The 20,292-nt window shown below is 50.3% G+C and carries 15 protein-coding genes; 11 read left to right on the top strand and 4 right to left on the bottom strand.

All coding sequences use genetic code 11. The features are described 5' to 3' along the window. Positions 1 to 18: 18 nt before the first annotated feature. The 7 genes from ACFQRK_RS07460 (at position 19) to ACFQRK_RS07430 (ending at position 9,805) form a co-directional block, all read left to right on the top strand. A complete protein-coding gene (locus ACFQRK_RS07460) occupies positions 19 to 1,209 on the top strand; it encodes a glycoside hydrolase family 99-like domain-containing protein (RefSeq protein ID WP_379005164.1) in 1,191 nt (396 codons plus the stop codon). Next, complete coding sequence (locus tag ACFQRK_RS07455; RefSeq protein WP_379005162.1) at positions 1,202 to 2,854, top strand: beta-N-acetylhexosaminidase; 1,653 nt, start codon at positions 1,202 to 1,204, stop codon at positions 2,852 to 2,854. The genes ACFQRK_RS07460 and ACFQRK_RS07455 overlap by 8 nt, the downstream gene beginning before the upstream one ends. After that, on the top strand, positions 2,805 to 4,613 hold the full coding sequence (locus ACFQRK_RS07450) for a hypothetical protein (RefSeq protein ID WP_379005160.1): 1,809 nt from the start codon (positions 2,805 to 2,807) through the stop codon (positions 4,611 to 4,613). The genes ACFQRK_RS07455 and ACFQRK_RS07450 overlap by 50 nt, the downstream gene beginning before the upstream one ends. Before the next feature lie 429 nt (positions 4,614 to 5,042). Then, positions 5,043 to 6,509 (top strand): sialate O-acetylesterase, encoded by a 1,467-nt coding sequence (locus ACFQRK_RS07445; protein WP_379005158.1) that lies wholly within the window; start codon positions 5,043 to 5,045, stop codon positions 6,507 to 6,509. Between the two features lie 25 nt (positions 6,510 to 6,534). Beyond that, positions 6,535 to 7,542 carry a hypothetical protein gene (locus tag ACFQRK_RS07440; RefSeq protein ID WP_379005156.1) on the top strand — a complete coding sequence of 336 codons (1,008 nt, stop codon included), beginning with the start codon at positions 6,535 to 6,537 and terminating at the stop codon, positions 7,540 to 7,542. A 156-nt stretch (positions 7,543 to 7,698) separates the two neighbouring features. Then, entirely contained in the window at positions 7,699 to 8,727 is a 1,029-nt protein-coding gene (locus tag ACFQRK_RS07435) for an SGNH/GDSL hydrolase family protein (RefSeq protein WP_379005154.1), read from the top strand. After that, on the top strand, positions 8,717 to 9,805 hold the full coding sequence (locus tag ACFQRK_RS07430; protein WP_379005153.1) for an NAD(P)-binding domain-containing protein: 1,089 nt from the start codon (positions 8,717 to 8,719) through the stop codon (positions 9,803 to 9,805). Before ACFQRK_RS07435 ends, ACFQRK_RS07430 begins: the two co-directional genes overlap by 11 nt. Before the next feature lie 5 nt (positions 9,806 to 9,810). Here the strand turns inward: ACFQRK_RS07430 and ACFQRK_RS07425 are convergent, their stop codons facing one another. From ACFQRK_RS07425 to ACFQRK_RS07415, 3 genes are all read right to left on the bottom strand, one after another. Continuing rightward, entirely contained in the window at positions 9,811 to 10,191 is a 381-nt protein-coding gene (locus ACFQRK_RS07425) for a co-chaperone GroES family protein (protein ID WP_188747241.1), read from the bottom strand. A gap of 82 nt (positions 10,192 to 10,273) precedes the next feature. Beyond that, complete coding sequence (locus ACFQRK_RS07420) at positions 10,274 to 10,852, bottom strand: DUF937 domain-containing protein (protein ID WP_379005151.1); 579 nt, start codon at positions 10,850 to 10,852, stop codon at positions 10,274 to 10,276. A gap of 79 nt (positions 10,853 to 10,931) precedes the next feature. Next, on the bottom strand, positions 10,932 to 12,449 hold the full coding sequence (locus ACFQRK_RS07415) for a carbohydrate-binding domain-containing protein (protein WP_379005149.1): 1,518 nt from the start codon (positions 12,447 to 12,449) through the stop codon (positions 10,932 to 10,934). A 139-nt stretch (positions 12,450 to 12,588) separates the two neighbouring features. On the opposite strand from ACFQRK_RS07415, the gene ACFQRK_RS07410 reads away from it, so the two are divergent. From ACFQRK_RS07410 to ACFQRK_RS07395, 4 genes are all read left to right on the top strand, one after another. Continuing rightward, positions 12,589 to 13,485 (top strand): DnaJ C-terminal domain-containing protein, encoded by an 897-nt coding sequence (locus ACFQRK_RS07410; protein WP_379005147.1) that lies wholly within the window; start codon positions 12,589 to 12,591, stop codon positions 13,483 to 13,485. Between the two features lie 14 nt (positions 13,486 to 13,499). Then, entirely contained in the window at positions 13,500 to 13,784 is a 285-nt protein-coding gene (locus ACFQRK_RS07405) for a chaperone modulator CbpM (RefSeq protein WP_379005145.1), read from the top strand. A gap of 143 nt (positions 13,785 to 13,927) precedes the next feature. After that, positions 13,928 to 16,282 carry a hypothetical protein gene (locus ACFQRK_RS07400; RefSeq protein ID WP_379005143.1) on the top strand — a complete coding sequence of 785 codons (2,355 nt, stop codon included), beginning with the start codon at positions 13,928 to 13,930 and terminating at the stop codon, positions 16,280 to 16,282. A gap of 242 nt (positions 16,283 to 16,524) precedes the next feature. Then, complete coding sequence (locus ACFQRK_RS07395; RefSeq protein WP_379005141.1) at positions 16,525 to 19,329, top strand: family 78 glycoside hydrolase catalytic domain; 2,805 nt, start codon at positions 16,525 to 16,527, stop codon at positions 19,327 to 19,329. On the opposite strand, the gene ACFQRK_RS07390 is transcribed toward ACFQRK_RS07395, so the two are convergent. After that, the gene (locus ACFQRK_RS07390; protein WP_379005140.1) at positions 19,315 to 20,214 is read right to left on the bottom strand and encodes an AraC family transcriptional regulator; all 900 of its coding nucleotides are present in this window, start codon (positions 20,212 to 20,214) and stop codon (positions 19,315 to 19,317) included. The genes ACFQRK_RS07395 and ACFQRK_RS07390 overlap by 15 nt on opposite strands. Positions 20,215 to 20,292 lie beyond the last annotated feature (78 nt).

The raw sequence follows: 20,292 nt of genomic DNA, 5'->3' as shown, positions 1-20,292 counted from the left end.
ATAGAAAGCACAAATACCATGAACTTGCTAACCCGCAATCCACGCGAATTCGTCTGTGCCCTGTTGGCTTTGGGAGCAGTAACGGCCTGCCAACAGCCAGAAAAACCTCAACAAGCATACGACGTGGCCGCTTTTTACTGGCCGGCTTACCATTATGAACCCCGTGCGGAATTTCTGTTTCCCGTTAAAAAAGGCGAATGGGAGATTATCTACAATGCGAAACCGAAAGAGGAAGGGCATGCACAACCCAAAGTGCCGCTGTGGGGATATCTGGACGAGGCTGATTCGGCGGATATGGATAAAAAGATAACGGCTGCGGTGAGCCATGGCGTCAATACCTTTATCTTTGATTGGTATTGGTACGAAGGGCAGCCCTTCCTGGAAAGCTGTGTGAACAATGGCTTCCTGAAGGCTAACAAGGGGCGCATGAACTTTTACCTGATGTGGGCCAACCACGACGCAACCACGTATTGGGACGTGGATAATCCGAGCATCGATTCGGTGATCTGGAAAGGCGGAGTGGACCGCGAACAGTTTGACAACGTGGCGGATCGGGTGATCGAGAAATATTTCAAAGATCCAGCGTACTACAAAATCGATGGCGAACCGGTTTTCTGCATCTATGAATTGCAAACCTTGATCAACGGTTTGGGAGGCCCCCGGCAGACCAAAGAAGCATTGGATAGTTTCCGGGCGAAGGTGAAAGCCGCGGGATTTCCGGGGTTACACTTACAGGGGATCTTATGGTCGGCTCTACCGTCCACGATTGCCGGCGTACCGGGCGACCAGATTGAAACGCAGGAAGATGTCCTGAAGTACTTTGGGTTCAATAGCCTGACCAACTATTGCTGGGCGCACCTGCAGAATCCCGATGGAGACTATACCCAGTGGGCGGAAGCCTCCACGGCTATGTGGACCGACTTTGATCGGGATTTTTCCATTCCTTACTTTCCGAACGTAACGGTGGGATGGGATGCAAACCCCCGCTTCTTATTCAAAGCCGGATACATTACCAATCCTGCACCGGAAAAGTTCGCCAAGTATGTGGAAAAGGCCAAAGCTTATGCCAATGCTCATCCCGACCAACCCAAATTAATTACCATCAATGCATGGAATGAATGGTCTGAGGGAAGTTACCTGGAACCCGATACGGTACACGGTCTGGGTTATTTGGAAGTTCTAAAAAGGGCGTTTGTTGAAAATGATTAATAATATCGATATGTCCCTCCGGTCTGTACGGCAGTTTTTTCAGGCCGTTACCCTCATTGTATATTCCACCGCTACGTGCCTGAACTCGGGGTATGCACAGGAATCTGCCGTTCGGGTATTACCCGAGCCCAAGCAGGTAACGGTATCTGGTAATTATGCCACATTTCCCGCGAAGATGTCTGTATACTTGGATAGAAACCTGGCAATAGACCGTGAATACGTAACGGTGCTGTTGGGTGAAATCGGTATCGAGCCGGTATTTACGCCGCAGCGGAAACAAGCTCGCCTCTCGCTTGTACAGGGAAAACAGGGAGGGAAAGGTGCGGAATCATATCGGCTTCAGGTGATGGCCCATGGCGAAAAGCAAAGCATACTGGTGGCGGCCAATACCGGAACCGGTGCTGTTTATGCGCTGCAAACCCTGCGGCAGCTGGTGGAAAACCAAGAGGGCCAGCTGGCTATTCCGGTTTGTGAGATAAAGGACGAACCCTATTTCTCCTGGCGGGCTTTTATGCTGGATGAAAGCCGCCACTTTCACGGCAAGGAAATGGTAAAGCGGCTTCTTGACGAAATGGTTCGTCTCAAATTCAATACGTTTCATTGGCATCTGGTAGACGATCCCGCCTGGCGCATTGAAATCAAGAAATACCCATTGTTGACCGAAATTTCGTCAAAGGGGGATCACACCCACATGTCCAAAGGGATTGACCCGGCCAAATGGGACAGCCTGTACCAGCATAAGCCAGGCCTTTTTTATACGCAGCAGGATATCCGTGAGATCGTTGCATACGCTGCTGCGCGGGGTATCCGTATTATCCCCGAAATCGAGGTGCCGGGCCATGTGTCGGCATCGGTCTATGCGTATCCATGGCTGGGTGCCTCTAGCAAAAAGGTTGGTAAATTAGTTCCCGGCGATCTCTACGATGTGACAGATCCGAAGGTAACCGAGTTCCTGCATAACGTGTTGGACGAGATTATCAGTCTGTTTCCCGGAGGTATCATTCACATTGGCGGCGACGAAGCGAATTATGCGCATTGGCAGCAGTCAGAACCGATCAATGCATTCATGCAAAAAGAGGGGATTCCAACCTATGCCGACCTGCAGGTGTGGGCAATCAACCGGCTGTCGACTTACATCGCCTCCAAGGGGTACCAGATGATTGGATGGAATGAGATTACGGGTGACAATGTCAGGGGTGAGGCACACATCGAAGCGAGTCAATCGGAAAAATTGGCCCCCGGTACGATCGTGCAGTTTTGGGACGGCGAGGTGACCCTCATCAACAAGGCGATCGCCAAAGGCTACGACGTAGTCAACTCTAATCGCTTTTTTACCTACCTGGATTATCCCTATGAGACAACCTCGCTGGAAAAAGCCTACTCCTTCAACCCCATACCGGATGGCATCGCCCCGCAAGATCAAAAGAAAATTCTCGGACTGGGCTGCCAGCTATGGGGTGAATTTACACCTACAACGGAACGGATATACTACCAGTTGTTTCCGCGTTTGGCGGCGTTTGCTGTCATCGGCTGGGTAGATCCGAATCAAAAACCTACGTATGAACAATTTATTCAGAAATTTAAACCCATCGAAGATGTTTGGAAAGAAAAAGGATATCTCAGTGACCAGCCGTATCGGAATTGAATGCGCGATTAATAGCCGTACGTCCGGGGTTTTTGTCCTAGCCATTGCGATGTTGGCAAGCCCTTTATACAGCCGGGGGCAGGTGCTTGCGGGAACGGACGATCTAGGACGGATTGTACCGCAGTTTGAGGAAGTGGGCGCGCCGACGCCGGATCGTCACGTAGGCCTGTTTTATTTCCTGTGGCAGGGCGATAAAGCATCGCCTACTTCGGAAACACATTGGGACCTGAACGAACTGTATGAAAAGACACCGGAGGTATTCCATGACTTTGATCACCCGGGTTGGGGTGGGGGAGCTGGCCGGCCAGGGAAGTATTATTTCTGGGGTGAATCCATTTATGGCTATTATCGGGGCGACGATTATTGGGTGCATCTAAAGAATATGCAATTGCTTGCCGATGCGGGGGTGGATTTTTTGGTCCTTGACGCCACAAATCGGCTGACCTACCCGCAACAATCTGAAGCGTTGATGAAAGCCATAGATGCGCTTCAAAAACAAGGGAAGAATGCGCCAAAGGTCGTTTTTTATACCAATACTGCTTCGGGGGAGGCCATGCAGGAAATTTATGATAATTATTATAAGACGGATGCGCCTTTTCGTTATCCGGATTGCTGGTTCTACCTTGAAGATAAGCCGTTGATTATCGGTTTGTCTAAAGAGGCGGCGGGCCGTAATTACGCCGATTTTTTTACGATCCGGGAGTCGCAATGGCCCAACGAGCCCGAAAAAGTCAACGGCTGGCCTTGGATTGAATTTCAGCGACCGCAGAAAGTCTATCGGAACCATAAGGGCGAGCGGGAGATTATTAATGTTGCGACCGCTCAGCACCCCAATTTAGACGCTTCAATGGGCGGATCAGCCTTCTACGGTCGGTCTGGCAATTGGGGAAGAAGCTTCCGGAATGGTTCTCCTGGCAATCCGGAAAAGGACCTTTGGTATGGCTATAACATTCAGGAGCAGTGGGATTTCGCCCTAAAGCAAAATGTGCCTTTTGTTTTCATTACCGGCTGGAATGAGTGGATTGCCGGGAAATCGCGACGTACGACCGGCGACAAGAATCACGCACTGTTTGTCGATCAGGCCAGCCCTGAATATAGCCGTGATATCGAACCGACACTCACCGCAGGATTAAGAGACCATTATTACATGCAAATGGTCAGTAATATCCGGCGGTATAAAGGAGTGGATTCGGTAACCAATATTCCGAGCGTACAATCTGTCGCCGATTGGTCCGATTGGAACGCGGTTGCCCCCATCTACGTAGATTATACGGGGGATGTACTGCACCGGCACCACCCGGGAGCTCAGTCGGACCCGCAGGTTACCTACGTGAACGAAACCGGGCGAAATGATTTCGATACGCTGAAGGTAGCGGCGAGTCACGATGCGCTGTATTTTTATGCAAAGACAGTTGGCGACCTAACACCGGTTTCCGGCGATAATTGGGTGACACTTTGGCTTGACGTCGATCGATCGGGGTATTCGGGTTGGCATGGGTATGATTTCCGCGTAGTCCGTGGCGATCAGCTTCAACGGTATGTAAACGGTGCCTGGTTGGATGTTCAGAAGGTAAACACCAAAATTTCCGGTGATCAATTGGTGATTGCCGTTCCTTTTGCAACGTTAGGATTGCCCTCACATGGCGCACGACTGGAATTCAAATGGTCGGATAATATGCAAAAAGCCGACCCGTTGGATTGGTACGTGAATGGCGATGCTGCACCCGGAGGGCGGTTTAATATTTTGGTGAAATTCTGAACTGATTGTGAGGAAGGTTTACGGATCAATGGGAAAATAACCAGATTATTAGTGGGGTTGAAATCGAAAATTTCATACATGGTGACTTTCGCGCCTTCGAAATCGCAGGGGAGGGTACAAATATTGGTTATATAAATGCGGGCGAATGGCTGGTGTATACCGTTGACGTCCGGGATGGTGGGGAGTCTCTGGCAGTTGGGCAGATTGGCGGTGGCATCCGAACCCACCGTTAACCGTGAACTTTACAGCAGGAAAGCACAAGATTAAATTTGTGACGGAAGTTTCTGGATTCAATCTCAATTCACTGCGATTTATAAAGAAATAGCCGTCAACAAGCATCTTGCAACGATCATATCTAGGAGTTCGGGGAACAGTTTGAAAACAAGTGGATAATCGATATACTTGCATCAAAATTATTTATAAACAATTATGAGAAAGTACGTATTCCTACTTTGCATCGGTCTGATCGTATCCGTACAGGCATTGATTGCCGACGTGAGGTTGCCACAGATCTTTTCTAACGGCATGGTTCTTCAACGGCATCAACCCATCGCCGTATGGGGATGGGCTGATCCCGGTGAGCAAGTAAAGGTCAGCCTAAATAAGCAACAGAAGGAGACGACTGCCGATAGCAAGGGTAAATGGAAACTGGCACTTTCTCCAGAGGAAGCCGGTGGACCGTTTCAACTGGTGGTCGCTGGAAAAAACACACTGAAGTTGTCGGACGTACTCATCGGCGAAGTCTGGATCTGCTCAGGTCAGTCCAATATGGAGTGGAGCGTTGCTAATTCCGATAACGCGGAACAAGAAATCGCTCGTGCAAACTCCCCCCGGATCCGACACATAAAGATTCCACGGAAAACCGCTGGTCAACCCTTGGATGACATCGGAGAGCCGCTGGAGTGGAAACAGGCCAATCCGCAAAATGTAGGTGATTTTACCGCGGTGGGCTACTTCTATGCGCGCGAACTCCAAAAGCAATTGGATGTGCCCATTGGCCTGATTAATACCTCGTGGGGAGGTACCATGGTGGAGACGTGGATCAGCAAGGAAGCCTTGGAAAAAGATAAAAGCTTAAAAAAGGCCGTGCAGGTTTTTGAAAATGTTCCTGCAGACACCGTGCAAAAAAACACAAACCCGAACCGGTATCCAACCTTGCTGTTCAATGCCATGATTAACCCGTTGATTCCCTATACGATAAAAGGGGCGATCTGGTACCAGGGAGAAAGCAATGCGGGTAGGGCTTACGAATATCGCACATCGTTTCCCATGATGATTAAGGATTGGCGTAAACGGTGGGGACTCGGCGATTTCCCATTTTATTTTGTGCAATTGGCTAGCTTTAAGGCGGCCGGAGGCACGAGCGCCACAGGAAGCACGTGGGCTGAACTACGGGAAGCGCAACACCTGACCTTGTCATTGCCCCGTACGGGCGAAGCCGTGACGATTGATATCGGCAATACAAACGACATTCACCCACGCAATAAGCAAGATGTCGGAAAGCGTTTAGCAGCCATTGCTTTGCACGATACCTACAATAAGAACGTGGTATATAGCGGCCCCGAATACCAAAAGCACAAGATAAGCGGGAACCAGGTGACGATACACTTCGACCATGTACATGGTGGGCTGACGACCAAAGGGTCAGACAAAGTTGTTGGATTTGAGATCGCAGGAGCCGATCAGAAATTTTATCCGGCGGAAGCGCGGATTGAAGGCGAAGCGATTGTGGTAAGCTCTTCCTCCGTGGCCCAGCCCAAGGCCGTCCGTTATGCATGGGCCGATGATCCCGGAACAAGTAACCTTTTCAATAACGAAGGACTTCCGGCCGTTCCCTTCCGGACCGATTCATGGACGCCTGTAACCAAAAACGCTGTTTACGAATTGAAAAATTAGTTGAACCAGGGCTGATCCCATCAACATGACGAACAGACTTATCGCTTGGCTATTCTTGATGTTTGCTTTTGGGACAACTGATGCACAGATCAAACAGGTCAATTGGAAACGCGAAACAGCGCATGCCAACTGGCGAGCACGCGATTCCCAAGGCGAACTGGTATATCGAGATAAGCTGTGGATATTGGGAGGATGGTTTAATTCCGACGAAGCACCGCCACGTGATGTATGGAACTCGGAAGACGGCAAAAACTGGCAGCTCGTAGAGGCGTCAGCTCCATGGTTGCATAGCGATCTTCCTATGTCCATTGTATTTAAAGATCGCATGTGGATGATGGGCGGGTGGTATAACGGTCGTTTGCCGGGACATTCGGCTAGCAATGCCGTTTGGTCATCTATGGATGGCATTGATTGGACGCTCGAAACGCCCGCTGCAGGATGGTCGCCCCGCCTTGGGGCTGCCGTTGTTGAATTCAAGGGTAAACTTTTTATACTCGGCGGCATAGAAAACTACTACTTCGGCGATTCTACCAGTTTAAAGAACGATGTCTGGCATTCGGAGGATGGTATACACTGGCAGCAAGCCACCGGACAAGCCGGGTGGGCACCTAGAGCTTATCACCAAGCGGCCGTGCTCAATGATCGGATCTATGTTTTCGGCGGAGGTAATTATGTGCCGGAGCATTTTACCTATAACGACGTATGGAGTTCGGCTGATGGGATCCACTGGGTTCAAGAAAACGCAGAGGCGCCCTGGCACGGACGCATTTGGTTTTCCTCCGTGGTCTATCGCAACCATATTTGGCTATTGGGAGGATGGTCCGGCAATCCCTATAAGAATTGGTCGGACGTGTGGTACAGTGCTGACGGAAAACATTGGAAGGAATTCAAAACTGAGCAGGCTTGGCGAGAACGCCATGAACATTCCGCATTTGTCTTCAAGGATAAGTTATGGATAGCCGGTGGCATGGTACCGCCCCTTACCAATGATGTTTGGTCTTTGTATTTGCCGGAAAGCTGGCCCGGCCATTGACATGGCTGCGACTTTTTCCGACAGTATGGAGTGTGAGTTGCTGACAGGGAAATTCAAAAAGGATTGGTAACTTAGGCAATCTAATTACCACATACGATGATTAAAATAGTTTCCTGTTTACTTATCTGCTTTCTTTCTATGTTAACCAATAGCTTGTTGGCACAGAAAGAAAGTTCATTGACATTCACTGATGCCAGAGCGCTAACCCTGATCGGTAAACCGCTACCCACCGATTCTTTTTTCCACCGCGTGGATACAGCGGCGTTCCCCGACGTTCCATCCAATGTGAAGCATTTGCTCACGCATTCGGCCGGCTTGGCACTTAGTTTTGAAACCAACAGTACACAAATTGCCGTGAAATGGTGTACCGACCCTCGGGGACCGGGTAATAACATGACAGCTATCGCTCAAGAAGGGATGGATCTGTACATCAAGCGGAATGGGCAGTGGCAATATGCGGGGGTAGCCCGGCCGGAAACACATGACTGCAACGAATTCGTGGTCGTTAAGAACATGGCTCCCATCGATAAGGAATGTTTGCTATATCTCCCGCTTTACGACGAGACATTCTCAATACAAATTGGTGTGGACCCCAAGGCCCGAATCATCGCCAAACCGAATCCCTTTAAAAAGAATATTTTGGTGTATGGATCCAGTATCGTGCATGGTGCTTCGGCAAGTAGGCCGGGTTTAGCATATCCGGCGAGGCTCTCTCGTCAGACGGGGTACAACTTTATCAATCTGGGTGTCAGCGGCAGCGCCAAGATGGAAGCGGCGGTCGCCGATATGATCGCCACCATGCCAATGGATGCATTTATTTTGGATTGCGTACCGAATTCCTCGCCCGAACAGGTAACTGAACGTACGGCGAATCTTGTTCATACGATTCGCGCACGTCATCCGGATGCCCCTATTATCGCCATTCAAAGCATCGTCCGTGATGGCGGGAATTTTGACGAATCGATCGCTGATCGCGTAACCGCCCAAAACGAAAATTTCCTCCGAGAAATTCGCCAATTACAACACACGGATAAACATCTCTATCTCATCACCGCGGAAGGGCTTTTAGGTGATGACCATGAAGGCACGACCGACGGAACACATCCCAACGACCTGGGTTTCGATCGCATGCTCCAAAAAATACGGCCGGCGGTATTGGATATCCTTGGCAATTATGGAATCTAAGCTGCTGTACAAAACGAACATTGCCGTAATCGGAGCGGGTCAGGCAGGGTTATCATCCGCCTATCACCTCAAAAAACTGGGATTAACTCCGGGGAGGGGATTCGTTGTATTGGACCAATCCCCTCATCCGGGCGGCGCGTGGCAGTACCGTTGGCCATCACTTACATTGAGCACAGTAAATCGGATCCATGACTTGCCTGGACTTGCCTTTTCCGAAACGTTGGACCACGATGCTGCCCAAGTGCAGGCAAACATCGCCGTGCCGCATTATTTTGAAGTATACGAACGGACATTTGGTATCACGGTCTATCGCCCGGTGAAGGTAAAGGTGGTCTGTGAACGGGAGATGCGTTTCCGTATCGAAACGGATCGAGGATTCTTTTCCGCTCAAGGAATTATTAATGCCACAGGTACGTGGGAAGCCCCGTATATCCCCGAATATCCCGGTGCGGGCTTATTTAAGGGCAAACAGTTGCATACCAGGGATTATCAAAACGCAGCTGCATTTAACGGCAAACATGTCATTATCGTTGGTGGTGGCATATCCGCCATTCAACTGTTGGATGAAATCTCCCGGGTGACGACGACAACGTGGGTCACTCGTAGACCCCCGTTGTTCCGGAAGGGGCCTTTTGGTGAAGAAGAAGGGCGTGCGGCGGTGGCGGCTGTAGAAGAACGCGTCCGTAAGGGACTGCCTCCCGCTTCCGTTGTTTCCGTGACAGGACTCCCGCTTACACCGGCTATTGAAGCGATGAACACCCGTGGCGTATTGAACCGGCAGGAAATGTTTACTGAAATCACCGAGCAGGGGGTCCGTTGGGCCGACGGGCGCGAAATGCATGCGGACGTGATTCTTTGGTGCACGGGTTTTCGTAGTTCGCTTGATCACCTAATGCCACTGATGTTGCGGGAAGAAAATGGCGGCATCGTCATGGCGGGAAGATTGGCCACGATGGTCGCAAAGGAGCCCCGGGTCCATTTAGTGGGGGACGGATCTTCAGCTTCTACTATCGGTGCGAACCGCGCCGGTAGGGCAGCAGCCACTGAGCTGACAGAATATCTGGGATTAAGGGCTTAATTATTTTACAGTTCTTCTTCGCGCTCCAGCATCAGAATTGCACTTTGTGGTACAATAAAGTACTTCTCGTCTTGGTATTGGATCTCGGTCGACGCGCCTACATGAAAGATAGCCAGGTCTCCTTCCTTCGCCTGCAAAGGAATGTACTTTACCTTTTCTTCCTGAGGTTTCCATGCGTCGTCATCTTCGGCAGGTACGGGTAACACATAACCGGGACCGGTCTTCATCACATATCCCCATTGCACCTTTTCCTTTTCCTGCACTCCGGGTGGAAGGTAAAGGCCGCTTGCCGTACGTTCATTAGGCGTAGTGGGTTTGATTAAGATCCGGTCACCCACCACAATCAATTTTTTTAGCTTATTATCTTGTGTGATTTGCGTGGTCATACAAAATGCTTTTGCTTCTCATCACAAAATGTGTGCAGAATCGTAACGAGTGCCAATATGACACCCGTTATTGGACGGCGTGTCATTTTTTTCCGAAAAAGCCGCCTAGCAAGCCACCTACGTCGTCGATTCCTAATTTTCCGTCGCCATTCTGATCCAGCAAGCTGCCCAATATGTTGTTGCCCGATTGTCCGCCCAAAAGGCCCCCCAACAGATCATTCAACCCATTGCCGTCACTTACGTTATTGCTCCGGCTTTGCTTTCCCAGATACCCCATCACGATGGGTGCGAGCATAGCCAATATCTTGGACACCGCACCGGACGACACGCCTGTTCTCCCGCTGATCGACTGTTCCAACGCTCCGCGTTTATCACCCAAGACGTGCTTCAGAATGCCGTTTCCATCGGAAGTGTCATCCCTGTCCAGAAATCCGGAAACGTTGTCGAGGATACTTCCATCGTGTTTAGAAGCGAGGGCACTAAGAATGCCTTGCGCACCCTGTCCGCTATTGGCATTGTTTTGCAAGGCCCCGAGTAGCGCGGGAAGGGCTGTTGATACCACTGACTGGGTTTCCGCTTCAGAAACCCCGGTTTGTTTGGAAATTCCGGAGGTAAGCTGGTTGCCGAGATTTCCATTTAAAAGATTCATAATCTGTTCCATTGCAATATGTTTGTGATCAGGCTAAGGTAACAACTCTAGGTTGAAATACCTAGCACATCATCATCCACAGGTCTTACTTCTATATAACTTGTCCGCCAATTTGCGTAACCTTATTTGAAGTGCTGAATTGAGCGATTGCGGTGCCACGGGAGTAATTGCCTTTTGTGTAAAGCCCGTGCAGTACGTTGGTGTCGCCCGTAACCGTCCCGCCAACATATAGATTATATGTGGTGTTAGCTTTCAGCTTTGCGCTGGCCAATAACAACGTGCCAAAGCTCGATGGGTTCATGAACGTAAAGGTCTCTTTTCCGTTAGCGTCTTCGATGTGTATGATCTGGCCTGCTTCCATTCCATCTGCAATCAGTGCATAGACGGTAGATGAGGTTTCGGCCGGGGCACTCGTTGCTTCGCCACTGCCGAATACCAAACCGCCGGTAATTTTTAATTCGTTGTCCCCACAGTTAATCCCTCCCTCGTTCCCAAGGGCAATAACGGTACCACCGGTAACAGTAACCGTACCCGTCGAAAGCATCGCATTACGGCCCGTACTTACGAGATGGAGCAAGCCCCCGTTGACATAGATTGCATCGGCGGCACGGAGGCAATCATCGATACTGGTTAGGGTAATGTTTGCATCATTGATGGTAAGCGTACGCTTGCTTACAATACCTTCGCCTTCTGAATTATTGATCGAAATTGTTCCGCCATTGATAATTAAATACGGGTCAATGTCTGGATCTTCCCCTTCATAAGAGGCCGCGATGCCGTGGTTTATTACGTCTAAGGTAAATTCGCCGCGGTTAATGATTATATGCCCTTCCTCAACTTCGATGCCGTCTCCGTTGGACGTGATGTGAAATGTGCCGCCATCCGCAATGAAATAATCGTGACAATGGATGGCGTCTTCCACTGCGCTAGCAATCGTAATTGTGCCTGAGCGGACACGGATGTACTTGTCGCTGATGATTGCATGGGCATGGTTTCCTTGTACAGTAAGTGTGCCCTCGCCGGAAAACAGCAAGGGTCCTGCGCTGAAAATCGTTCCCGTTTGGTCAGCATCATCCGGAGTTGCGGCGTAAGTTGGCCCGTCGGTAAGTTGATTCGTTCCGGTTAGCACAACAAACGCGCTTGTGTCCGATTGGTTACGAATAGCCGGGCCATCGGAATTGGTGAGCGAAAGATCGGTAAGTGCTAGCTTGAACTTCTTTTCGCTGTAGATCTGGAACCCGCCATCGGTTGACGTCCCGGTCAGCACATATTCGACCTCGTCGGTAGTCGCATGAACTTCCACGTCCTGTCCGCTTACGGCCACGTTCACCCCCGCATCTGCATACGCATTCTCTATTTGCACCGTCTCTCCGAAGGTAATAGTGACCGTTTTGCTAAACGTGGCATTTTCCACAAGGTCATCTTCATTCTGTCCTGTTTCGGTCATCCCCTCAGGAGATCCTGAAGCATGTGCCGATTCGTTTATGGCGATCGTGCCTCCCACCGGAGCAAAGATGTCCGAATCCCCCAGCGTATCGTCTTCTCTTGTACAGCGCCAAGTTGTTAATGGCAAAAGGAAAATGAACAAGTAAGCATGCGTTTTTTTCATGTTCGTTTGTTTTGTTGCTAACTAATTGTTGCCCAAAAATCTATATAATGTGCTTCTTGTACAAATCTCTTACCATTTTTGTGCGTTCTCCTTGATTATAAAATCAAAGTTGGTTAAGTTTGGGAGATTACGCTAAAAAATGGCATTTGTAGACTACTATAAAGTATTGGGCGTGGAAAAAAGCGCCGGCACCGACGAGATCCGGAAGGCGTACCGCAAACTCGCACGGAAATATCATCCGGATGTTAATCCGAATGATGAACAGGCGAAGCAACGCTTTCAGGAAATTAATGAGGCGAATGAGGTATTATCCGACCCTGAAAAGCGCAAAAAGTATGACCAATATGGTGAGCACTGGCAGCATAGCGAGCAATTTGAGCAAGCGCAGCGGCAGCAACGGCATACGCGCAGGAGTAATCCATCGGGTGAACAGACCTATGAGTATACCGGGAGTTTTGATGACAGCGAGTTTTCAGATTTCTTCGAATCCCTGTTTGGTACCCGTACCGGCGGAGGAAGGCGGACGGTATTTAAAGGACAAGACTACCACGCGGAATTGACGTTATCCCTGGAAGAAGCCTATCGTACGCATCAACAAACGTTCACGGTTAATGGCAAAAATGTACGGATTACGGTTCAGGCCGGCATTGCCGACGGACAAACCATTAAATTGGCCGGTTGGGGTGGTCCAGGTATGAATGGAGGACCCAGCGGTGATTTGTATATCAAGTTTAACATCGCACCGGACCCCTTATGGAAGCGGCAAGGAAATGACCTGTACCGGACCATGGATGTTGACTTGTATACCGCCGTATTGGGCGGCGAACTTCACGTCGATACGTTGGCAGGTCCGGTTAAAATCAAAATCAAGCCTGAAACCCAAAACGGAACAAAAGTACGCCTAAAGGGCAAAGGGTTCCCTGTATATAAAAAGGAAGGACAGTTCGGCGATCTCTATGTTACGCTTTCTGTAAAAATTCCAACCAATCTGTCTGCCAAGCAGAAAGAGCTATTTAACCAATTGTCCCAATTGTGAAGGAGGGCTAAGACATGAAAAAAGACGTCATTACCGTAAAAGAGTATTGCCATATCCATCAAATCGATGTGGAATTCATAAATCGGTTGGAAGAAAGCGGTCTGGTAAAGATCATATCGGTCAATAGACAGCGATGCATTCCCCATGATGCACTTGCTGCCGTAGAACGGCTGATCAATTGGCATGTTGAGCTTGAAGTAAACCCACAGGGACTAGAGGTTGCCAATACCCTATACCAACGTATTCTTGAACTTCAGGAGGAAATCACGCGCCTACGGTCGGCGCTCCGAAATGTTTGAAGTAGTATTGACCCGTGGCTGAGCTCAATTTCCAAAGTATCTGCTGCCTACTTGTTGCAGCGCTCCTGTTCCCCGTCGCCGGCTGGACGCAGCCTCAACGGCCGGGCGTTAAATCCGTCAGCGGGATTTATCCGCATTTAGCAATGTACAACCATGAAGGCGAATGCGGTACCGGTGCGGTGGTGCCCTGGGCAGGAAGGCTCTGGACCCTTACTTATGGTCCTCACCTGCCATTCGGATCGTCCGACAAACTGTATGAAATCACGCACGACCTCGAGCAAGTTGCCCACAGCGAGAGCGTCGGTGGTACGCCAGCAAATCGGATGATCCATCCGGAAAGCAACCAGTTGTTCATCGGCCCGTACGCAATTGATGCCAACGGAAATGTTCGCGTGATTCCCTATAGCGAAATGCCCGGCCGGCACACAGGAAATGCCCGACACCTTACCGACCCGGCCAACCGGATATATTATGGAACTATGGAAGAAGGGTTTTATGAGGTGGATGTGCATACGCTCAAGCCTACATGGTTATACGCGGACGAAAACCTGAAAGAAGGCGATAAGCGAGGAACACCCGGGGCAGGACTGATCGGTTGGCATGGCAAAGGCATGTACTCCGGTCAGGGCGTGTTGGTATATAGTAACAACGGTGAACGTGGAAAACAGGCACTGGAAGAATTTGATGCGCCGTCAGGTGGTTTGAGCGAGTGGGATGGTAAATCATGGAAGCTGATCCGAAGAATGCAATTTACCGAGGTCACCGGTCCTGGCGGCATTCACGGTAACCCGAATCCCGAAACGGATCCGATTTGGACCATCGGTTGGGACCACCGGTCGTTGGTGTTAGGCGTACGGGACCGGGGATCATGGCATTTTTACCGGCTCCCGAAAGCCAGCCATAGCTACGACGGTGCCCATGGATGGAATACCGAATGGCCCCGGATACGGAATATAGGGACCGAGACGGCGCCTGATTACCTCATGACCATGCACGGCATGTTCTGGAGATTCCCCGGTTCGTTCACTTCAGCGAGCAGTGCCGGCATCCGGCCACGGTCGGCTTACCTTAAGGTCATCGGCGACTTTACCCGATGGGGAGGTGGGTTGGTGTTCGGTTGTGACGATTCGGCGCAACGGGAGTTTTTGAACAAGCGGAAGGCGAAAGGTGATATCGAAGGCCCGGGACAATCCAATTCCAACCTGTGGTTTACCTCACCCTCCTTGCCCGATGAATTGGGACCTACCACTGCAGAAGGTGCCGTTTGGCTGGCCGATGATGTCACACCCGATGTACCATCCGAGCCGTTTCTCTTCGCCGGGTGGTCCAGACGTATGGCTTGGTTGCAAAATGAGAGCGATCGAGATGTGAAGGTGACGTTTGAGGTGGATGCCAGAGGTACAGCCCACTGGGCCGGGCTCAATACCGTGGTGGTACCGGCGAAAGGTTACCTTTCTTACTTTTTTTCAGATCGTCAACAAGGCGAATGGATTCGTGCACGGGTAGATGCACCGGCCAGGCTCTCGCTCCAGTTTAGCTACACCGATGTGGAAGATCGCAATAAAAATCCCGACGGAATTTTTACGGGATTACGACCGATCTCCGAATCCACGTATAAAGGCGGCCTGCTATATGGATTAGGGAATGACCGGTGGGCATTGGGATTAGCGGCAACAACGGTGAGCCAGGGAACCTCACAGCCGGCTGGTTACTACGAGCTGGATGAAAACTTGAAGCTGGTAAAGAAAGCAGACGATTCCACAGAAACGTTCATCCGCGAACGCTTTGCAATCCCGAAAGAAGTGGTCACGATTGATGGGGCTTCGGTGCTGGTGGTGGACGACAAGGGGCGGCGCTGGCGGTTGCCTTTCGGACATGCTCAATATACCGACGCTACCCGTGAAGGGGAACTGCGGATCTGCCGTGAAGTGGCCACCGAGCGCGACCTGTTTTCGTGTCATGGTACCTTTTACGAGCTTCCGGCCGAAAACGCCGACGGCTATGCCAAAATCAGACCGGTTGCCTCTCATCCCTACGGTGTTCAGGATTATGCCTCGTACCGTGGAATGCTCGTCATGACCGGTATCAATCCCAAACATATAAAAGGGGACAGCAATGAGCATGTTATCGTAGCCGACGACGGAGCGGCCGCAGTCTGGGTGGGGGCCATTGACGATCTGTGGAAGCTCGGAAAGCCTGTGGGGCAAGGGGGGCCATGGAATCGTACCCAGATCGAGGCAAGCATACCTTCGGATCCTTATCTCATTGCATTTTATGATAAACGCAGCCTGCGTCTTTTGCATGATTCCGAAAAAGCGATTACGTTTACGTTACAAGCAGATCCAACTGGACAGGGTATGTGGGTAGATTATAAACAATGGAAGGTTGCTCCGGGAGAACATGTAGATTATGTGTTTCCCGAGGCATTCCAGGCTCGATGGATCCGCTTAATCAGTGATACAGATTGTCAGGCGACGGCGAGGTTAACGTATGAATAAACGGCTGATCGCTTGCTTACGGGTATGGTGCACGTGTTCTGCTGAAGCACAGGGATTCTTTCCTGTGCTGCGCCCGAAACTCCAGGGCACTCCCGTTCGGATGAATGCCCATCGGCGTGCAGGAGCGGAAAACCATTGAATAGACAGTTCAGGATGGCCATTTCAATCAAACTGGTTAATTTGTGCCACGTGTTATCGCGCTGGTGCGATCTTCATCGCCGATAATAAACTAATTTATTTAAATGAAAAGGGCACAACTACTCTCGTTTCTGTTAATTTTCCTCAGTTCCTATTTGGGCGTTAGGGCCTCAAAATTGAACGCTTCTTTGATTCCGGTTGATCTGCAATGCGAATACCTGGAAAATCCAAAAGGAATGGATGTGAGAAAGCCCAGGCTGGGCTGGAAGCTGGAAGCGACCGACCCCAAGGCTTTCGGGCAGCGACAAACTGCCTACCGCATCTTGGTGTCGTCAACAGATAAACTGTTGCGAAAAGGAAATGGTGACCTCTGGGATAGCGGTTGGATCGATTCACAGGAAACACAGCAAATTCGTTACGGAGGGATTGCGCTGCAATCCGACCGTGCCTACTACTGGAAGGTGCAGGTAAAAGATGAAACAGGAAGGGAATCGGCATGGAGTAAACCAGCTTTCTGGACCACCGGCTTGTTTGACGCCAATGCGTGGCAAGCCAATTGGATTGGAAGCGGCGAATTGTATAACACCAACGCCATTGAAAATAACATTTCGGACCCTTGGTTCCGGAAGACGATCGATTTGGACGAAAAGCCCGGGAAAGCTACCATTTTTGTCGCTTCGGTGGGCTATCATGAGCTTTACGTCAATGGTGAACGGGTCGGCAATGAGGTACTGGCGCCGACGGTTACGGACCACACCAAACGCGCCCGGTACGTCGCCTATGACATCGCTGACCAGCTTAAGCGTGGAACCAACGTAATTGCGATTTGGCTGGGTACCTCGTGGTCGATCTTTCCTGCTTATATTTTAAACGACGATCGCCCGCTGACGCCCCTTGTCATTGCCCAAGGAGCGATTTATCGCGACAAATTTCCGGCAAAAGGAGCCCAGCCTGTTGCCACTATTGCCACGGATGCGTCGTGGAAAACGCACGCCAGTCCGAATCGATTATTGGGCAAGTGGGATTTTGCCAAAATGGGCGGCGAAATCTGGGATGCACGCAAAGAGTTGCCCGAATGGAATACGTTGGCTTGTGATGAATCCGATTGGAAACTGGCCATCGAATATCCCACTAAGCTGGAATTATCCGCCCAGATGGTGGCCGGCAACCGGCTGTTTGAAGAGATCCGGCCGGTGGCTATCGAATCCCGACCGGATGGATCTTACCGGGTAGACATGGGCGTAAATTTTGCCGGCTGGACGGAAGTGAAGGTAAGCGGGCGTCCGGGAGATACCATCCGATTCCAATATTCCGAGCGGAAACAGGACGACATGACATTTAACCTCCATAGTGCTTATGTGGTCGGGGCAACCGGTACCGGTACATTCCGGAACCGCTTCAACTACAGTTCGGGACGGTGGATTACCATACATGGGCTGAAAGAAGCGCCTGCCGTAGAGGATGTGAAAGGATGGATGGTACGGACGGGCTATCAATCGGCCACCCAATTTGAGTGCTCGGATTCCTTGCAAAACTGGATATATGACCGCGTCCGGTGGACATTCGAGAATCTTTCGCTCGGCGGTTACATTGTAGACTGTCCGCAACGGGAACGGATGGGATATGGCGGCGATGCCCATGCCACCAGCGAAACCGGAATGTTCAACTACCAGTTGGGTGCGTTTTATACCAAATGGATGGAAGATTGGCGGGACGTGCAGGGCACCGAACCCATGGTAGGCAATATGTTGGATCCAAACTATGCCCGGAAAGCCGTAACCAGTGGCAGGATATGGAACAACGGTGTGCTCCCGCATACGGCACCCACCTATTGGGGCGGCGGCGGCCCAGCTTGGGGCGGTATTGTCGTGACCCTCCCTTGGTTTATGTATCAGCATTATGGCGACAGGCAGGTATTGGAAACTAATTTTCACCTCATCACCGGATGGCTTGATTTCTTGAAGTCTCACACGAAAGACAATCTGCTACAGCGTTTCGGTGGTCAATGGGACTTTCTGGGCGATTGGCTTTGGCCTAATGCGACAGCCGAAGGAATGAATAACGACAAGCCCGAAACGCTGTGTCTCAACAATGCATATTATGTGTTTAACTTGCGGACGGCTGCCAAAATCGCCCGGGTGATGGGCCGAGCAGCCGAAGCAGGTCAATGGGAGCAACAGGCAAATGCATCCGCAAAAGCAATTCATGCCCGGTTTTTCAACGCGGGCGACAATAGTTACGCAGATGGTTCCATGGCCAATCTTGCCGCAGCTTTGCTGGCAGAAATACCTCCGGCAACACTGCGTGCGCAAGTAATGCAGCGTCTCGAACGGGAAATCCTTGAGGTACGGAAAGGACATATCCATGCGGGCATCACAGGAGGTGCATTGCTCTTCAAACTGCTTCGCGAAGAAGGAAGGAATGATTTGATTTATAGTATGGTGTCCCAGACAACGTATCCGAGCTGGGGATACATGAAGGAAAACGGGGCAACAACACTCTGGGAAATGTGGGAAAAAGACCTGCCCGGACATTCGTTGCTACACAGTTCTTACCTCTATCCGGGGGCTTGGTATATCGATGGCCTAGCCGGAATTAAACGGGATCCAGAAGCACCGGGTTTCCGTCGGTTTATCATAAGGCCTCCTTCGCCGGATGCCACCGATGTGAAATGGGCAAAGGCTACGTTTTATTCACCACAGGGATTTATTACGTCAAACTGGTCGCGCGAAAATGGGGGATTGGCTTTGGAATTAACGGTTCCTCCGAATAGTATTGCCACGTTGGAATTGCTTCCCGATGAGCGCATTGATATCGAGCGATACAACGCCATAAAGGAAGTGGGGGAGCAGGATGGATATTTGCGGTATGAGTTGCAGCCGGGAAATTACCGGTTAACGACTCGCTGAACGAGGAGTATATCGTTCTCGGTAGTGGACAGGCGACAAGCCTGTCTTCTCTTTAAATAGTTTTGAGAAATAAAAACACGAGTCAAATCCCAGGTCGTACGCTATTTCCTTGACGAGCTTATCTGGAAAGGTCAACAACAGTTTGGCCTTTTCGATTTTTAGCTGGATGAGGTATTGTCCCGGGGAGATCCCTGTGTATTTTTTGAATACTTTCCTGAACAGCGAATAACTCACGCCTAAATCGTTGGAGACCTGTTCAGCAGATATGGATGTTTCGATATTTTCACGGAATATGACCCGGGCCTTGCTAACCAAATCCCCCTCCCAATCGGTACTTGCGCTCCGTACATCTTCTTTTGAAATCGCATGGACAAATCCAAGAAGATGCAAAATCTCTCCGGAGATAAGCGGTTGGTAACCCCTGCGCTCGGTATTGGTGCGGTCGCATATGTCGTTGAAAAAAGCAACGATCTCTTCCCGGAATCCGATACGGATGACCGGTTTTGTGCGACTGAAAAACTTGTTGGTTACCAACTGGTCAGCTATCGGACCTTTGAAACCCACCCAATACTCATTCCATCCGGTATTTTCATCCGGCTTGTAGCGGTGCCATTCATCCGGAAACAACAAGATGATGGAACCTTCTTGGATCGTCAGCCTTCCTCCGGTTCTGGATTCGAATACACCCCTTCCGTGCGTGATGTAAATCAGCTGGTATTCATCTAAAACCCGGCCGTGCTGCCAATCAAAATAATAGGTGGTTGGATGGTCTGTACTGGGATAAGCGGAAGATAAAGGGATGTGACCAACCCCCGCATTCAGTGTGTATAATCCCCATTGTTCATCTCGCGTGCTGACCGGTAAATATTTGTGGTATGTTCTCATCCGACATCGTTCCCGCTAGGTCCAAAATGTATATCCGTAATGTCAAAACGTATATGGACATACAAAGTAATAAAAAAT

Source organism: Parapedobacter sp. GCM10030251, assembly GCF_042666505.1.
Lineage (GTDB): Bacteria > Bacteroidota > Bacteroidia > Sphingobacteriales > Sphingobacteriaceae > Parapedobacter.
This window is presented reverse-complemented; position numbering and strand designations above follow the sequence as displayed.

Excerpts from the sequence above, each read along its gene's own strand:
- ACFQRK_RS07460 (WP_379005164.1), top strand. The coding sequence starts at position 19 with ATGAACTTGCTAACCCGCAATCCACGCGAATTCGTCTGTGCCCTGTTG.
- ACFQRK_RS07455 (WP_379005162.1), top strand. The coding sequence starts at position 1,202 with ATGATTAATAATATCGATATGTCCCTCCGGTCTGTACGGCAGTTTTTT.
- ACFQRK_RS07450 (WP_379005160.1), top strand. The coding sequence starts at position 2,805 with ATGTTTGGAAAGAAAAAGGATATCTCAGTGACCAGCCGTATCGGAATT.
- ACFQRK_RS07445 (WP_379005158.1), top strand. The coding sequence starts at position 5,043 with ATGAGAAAGTACGTATTCCTACTTTGCATCGGTCTGATCGTATCCGTA.
- ACFQRK_RS07440 (WP_379005156.1), top strand. The coding sequence starts at position 6,535 with ATGACGAACAGACTTATCGCTTGGCTATTCTTGATGTTTGCTTTTGGG.
- ACFQRK_RS07430 (WP_379005153.1), top strand. The coding sequence starts at position 8,717 with ATGGAATCTAAGCTGCTGTACAAAACGAACATTGCCGTAATCGGAGCG.
- ACFQRK_RS07425 (WP_188747241.1), bottom strand. The coding sequence starts at position 10,191 with ATGACCACGCAAATCACACAAGATAATAAGCTAAAAAAATTGATTGTG.
- ACFQRK_RS07420 (WP_379005151.1), bottom strand. The coding sequence starts at position 10,852 with ATGGAACAGATTATGAATCTTTTAAATGGAAATCTCGGCAACCAGCTT.
- ACFQRK_RS07415 (WP_379005149.1), bottom strand. The coding sequence starts at position 12,449 with ATGAAAAAAACGCATGCTTACTTGTTCATTTTCCTTTTGCCATTAACA.
- ACFQRK_RS07410 (WP_379005147.1), top strand. The coding sequence starts at position 12,589 with ATGGCATTTGTAGACTACTATAAAGTATTGGGCGTGGAAAAAAGCGCC.
- ACFQRK_RS07405 (WP_379005145.1), top strand. The coding sequence starts at position 13,500 with ATGAAAAAAGACGTCATTACCGTAAAAGAGTATTGCCATATCCATCAA.
- ACFQRK_RS07400 (WP_379005143.1), top strand. The coding sequence starts at position 13,928 with ATGTACAACCATGAAGGCGAATGCGGTACCGGTGCGGTGGTGCCCTGG.
- ACFQRK_RS07395 (WP_379005141.1), top strand. The coding sequence starts at position 16,525 with ATGAAAAGGGCACAACTACTCTCGTTTCTGTTAATTTTCCTCAGTTCC.
- ACFQRK_RS07390 (WP_379005140.1), bottom strand. The coding sequence starts at position 20,214 with ATGAGAACATACCACAAATATTTACCGGTCAGCACGCGAGATGAACAA.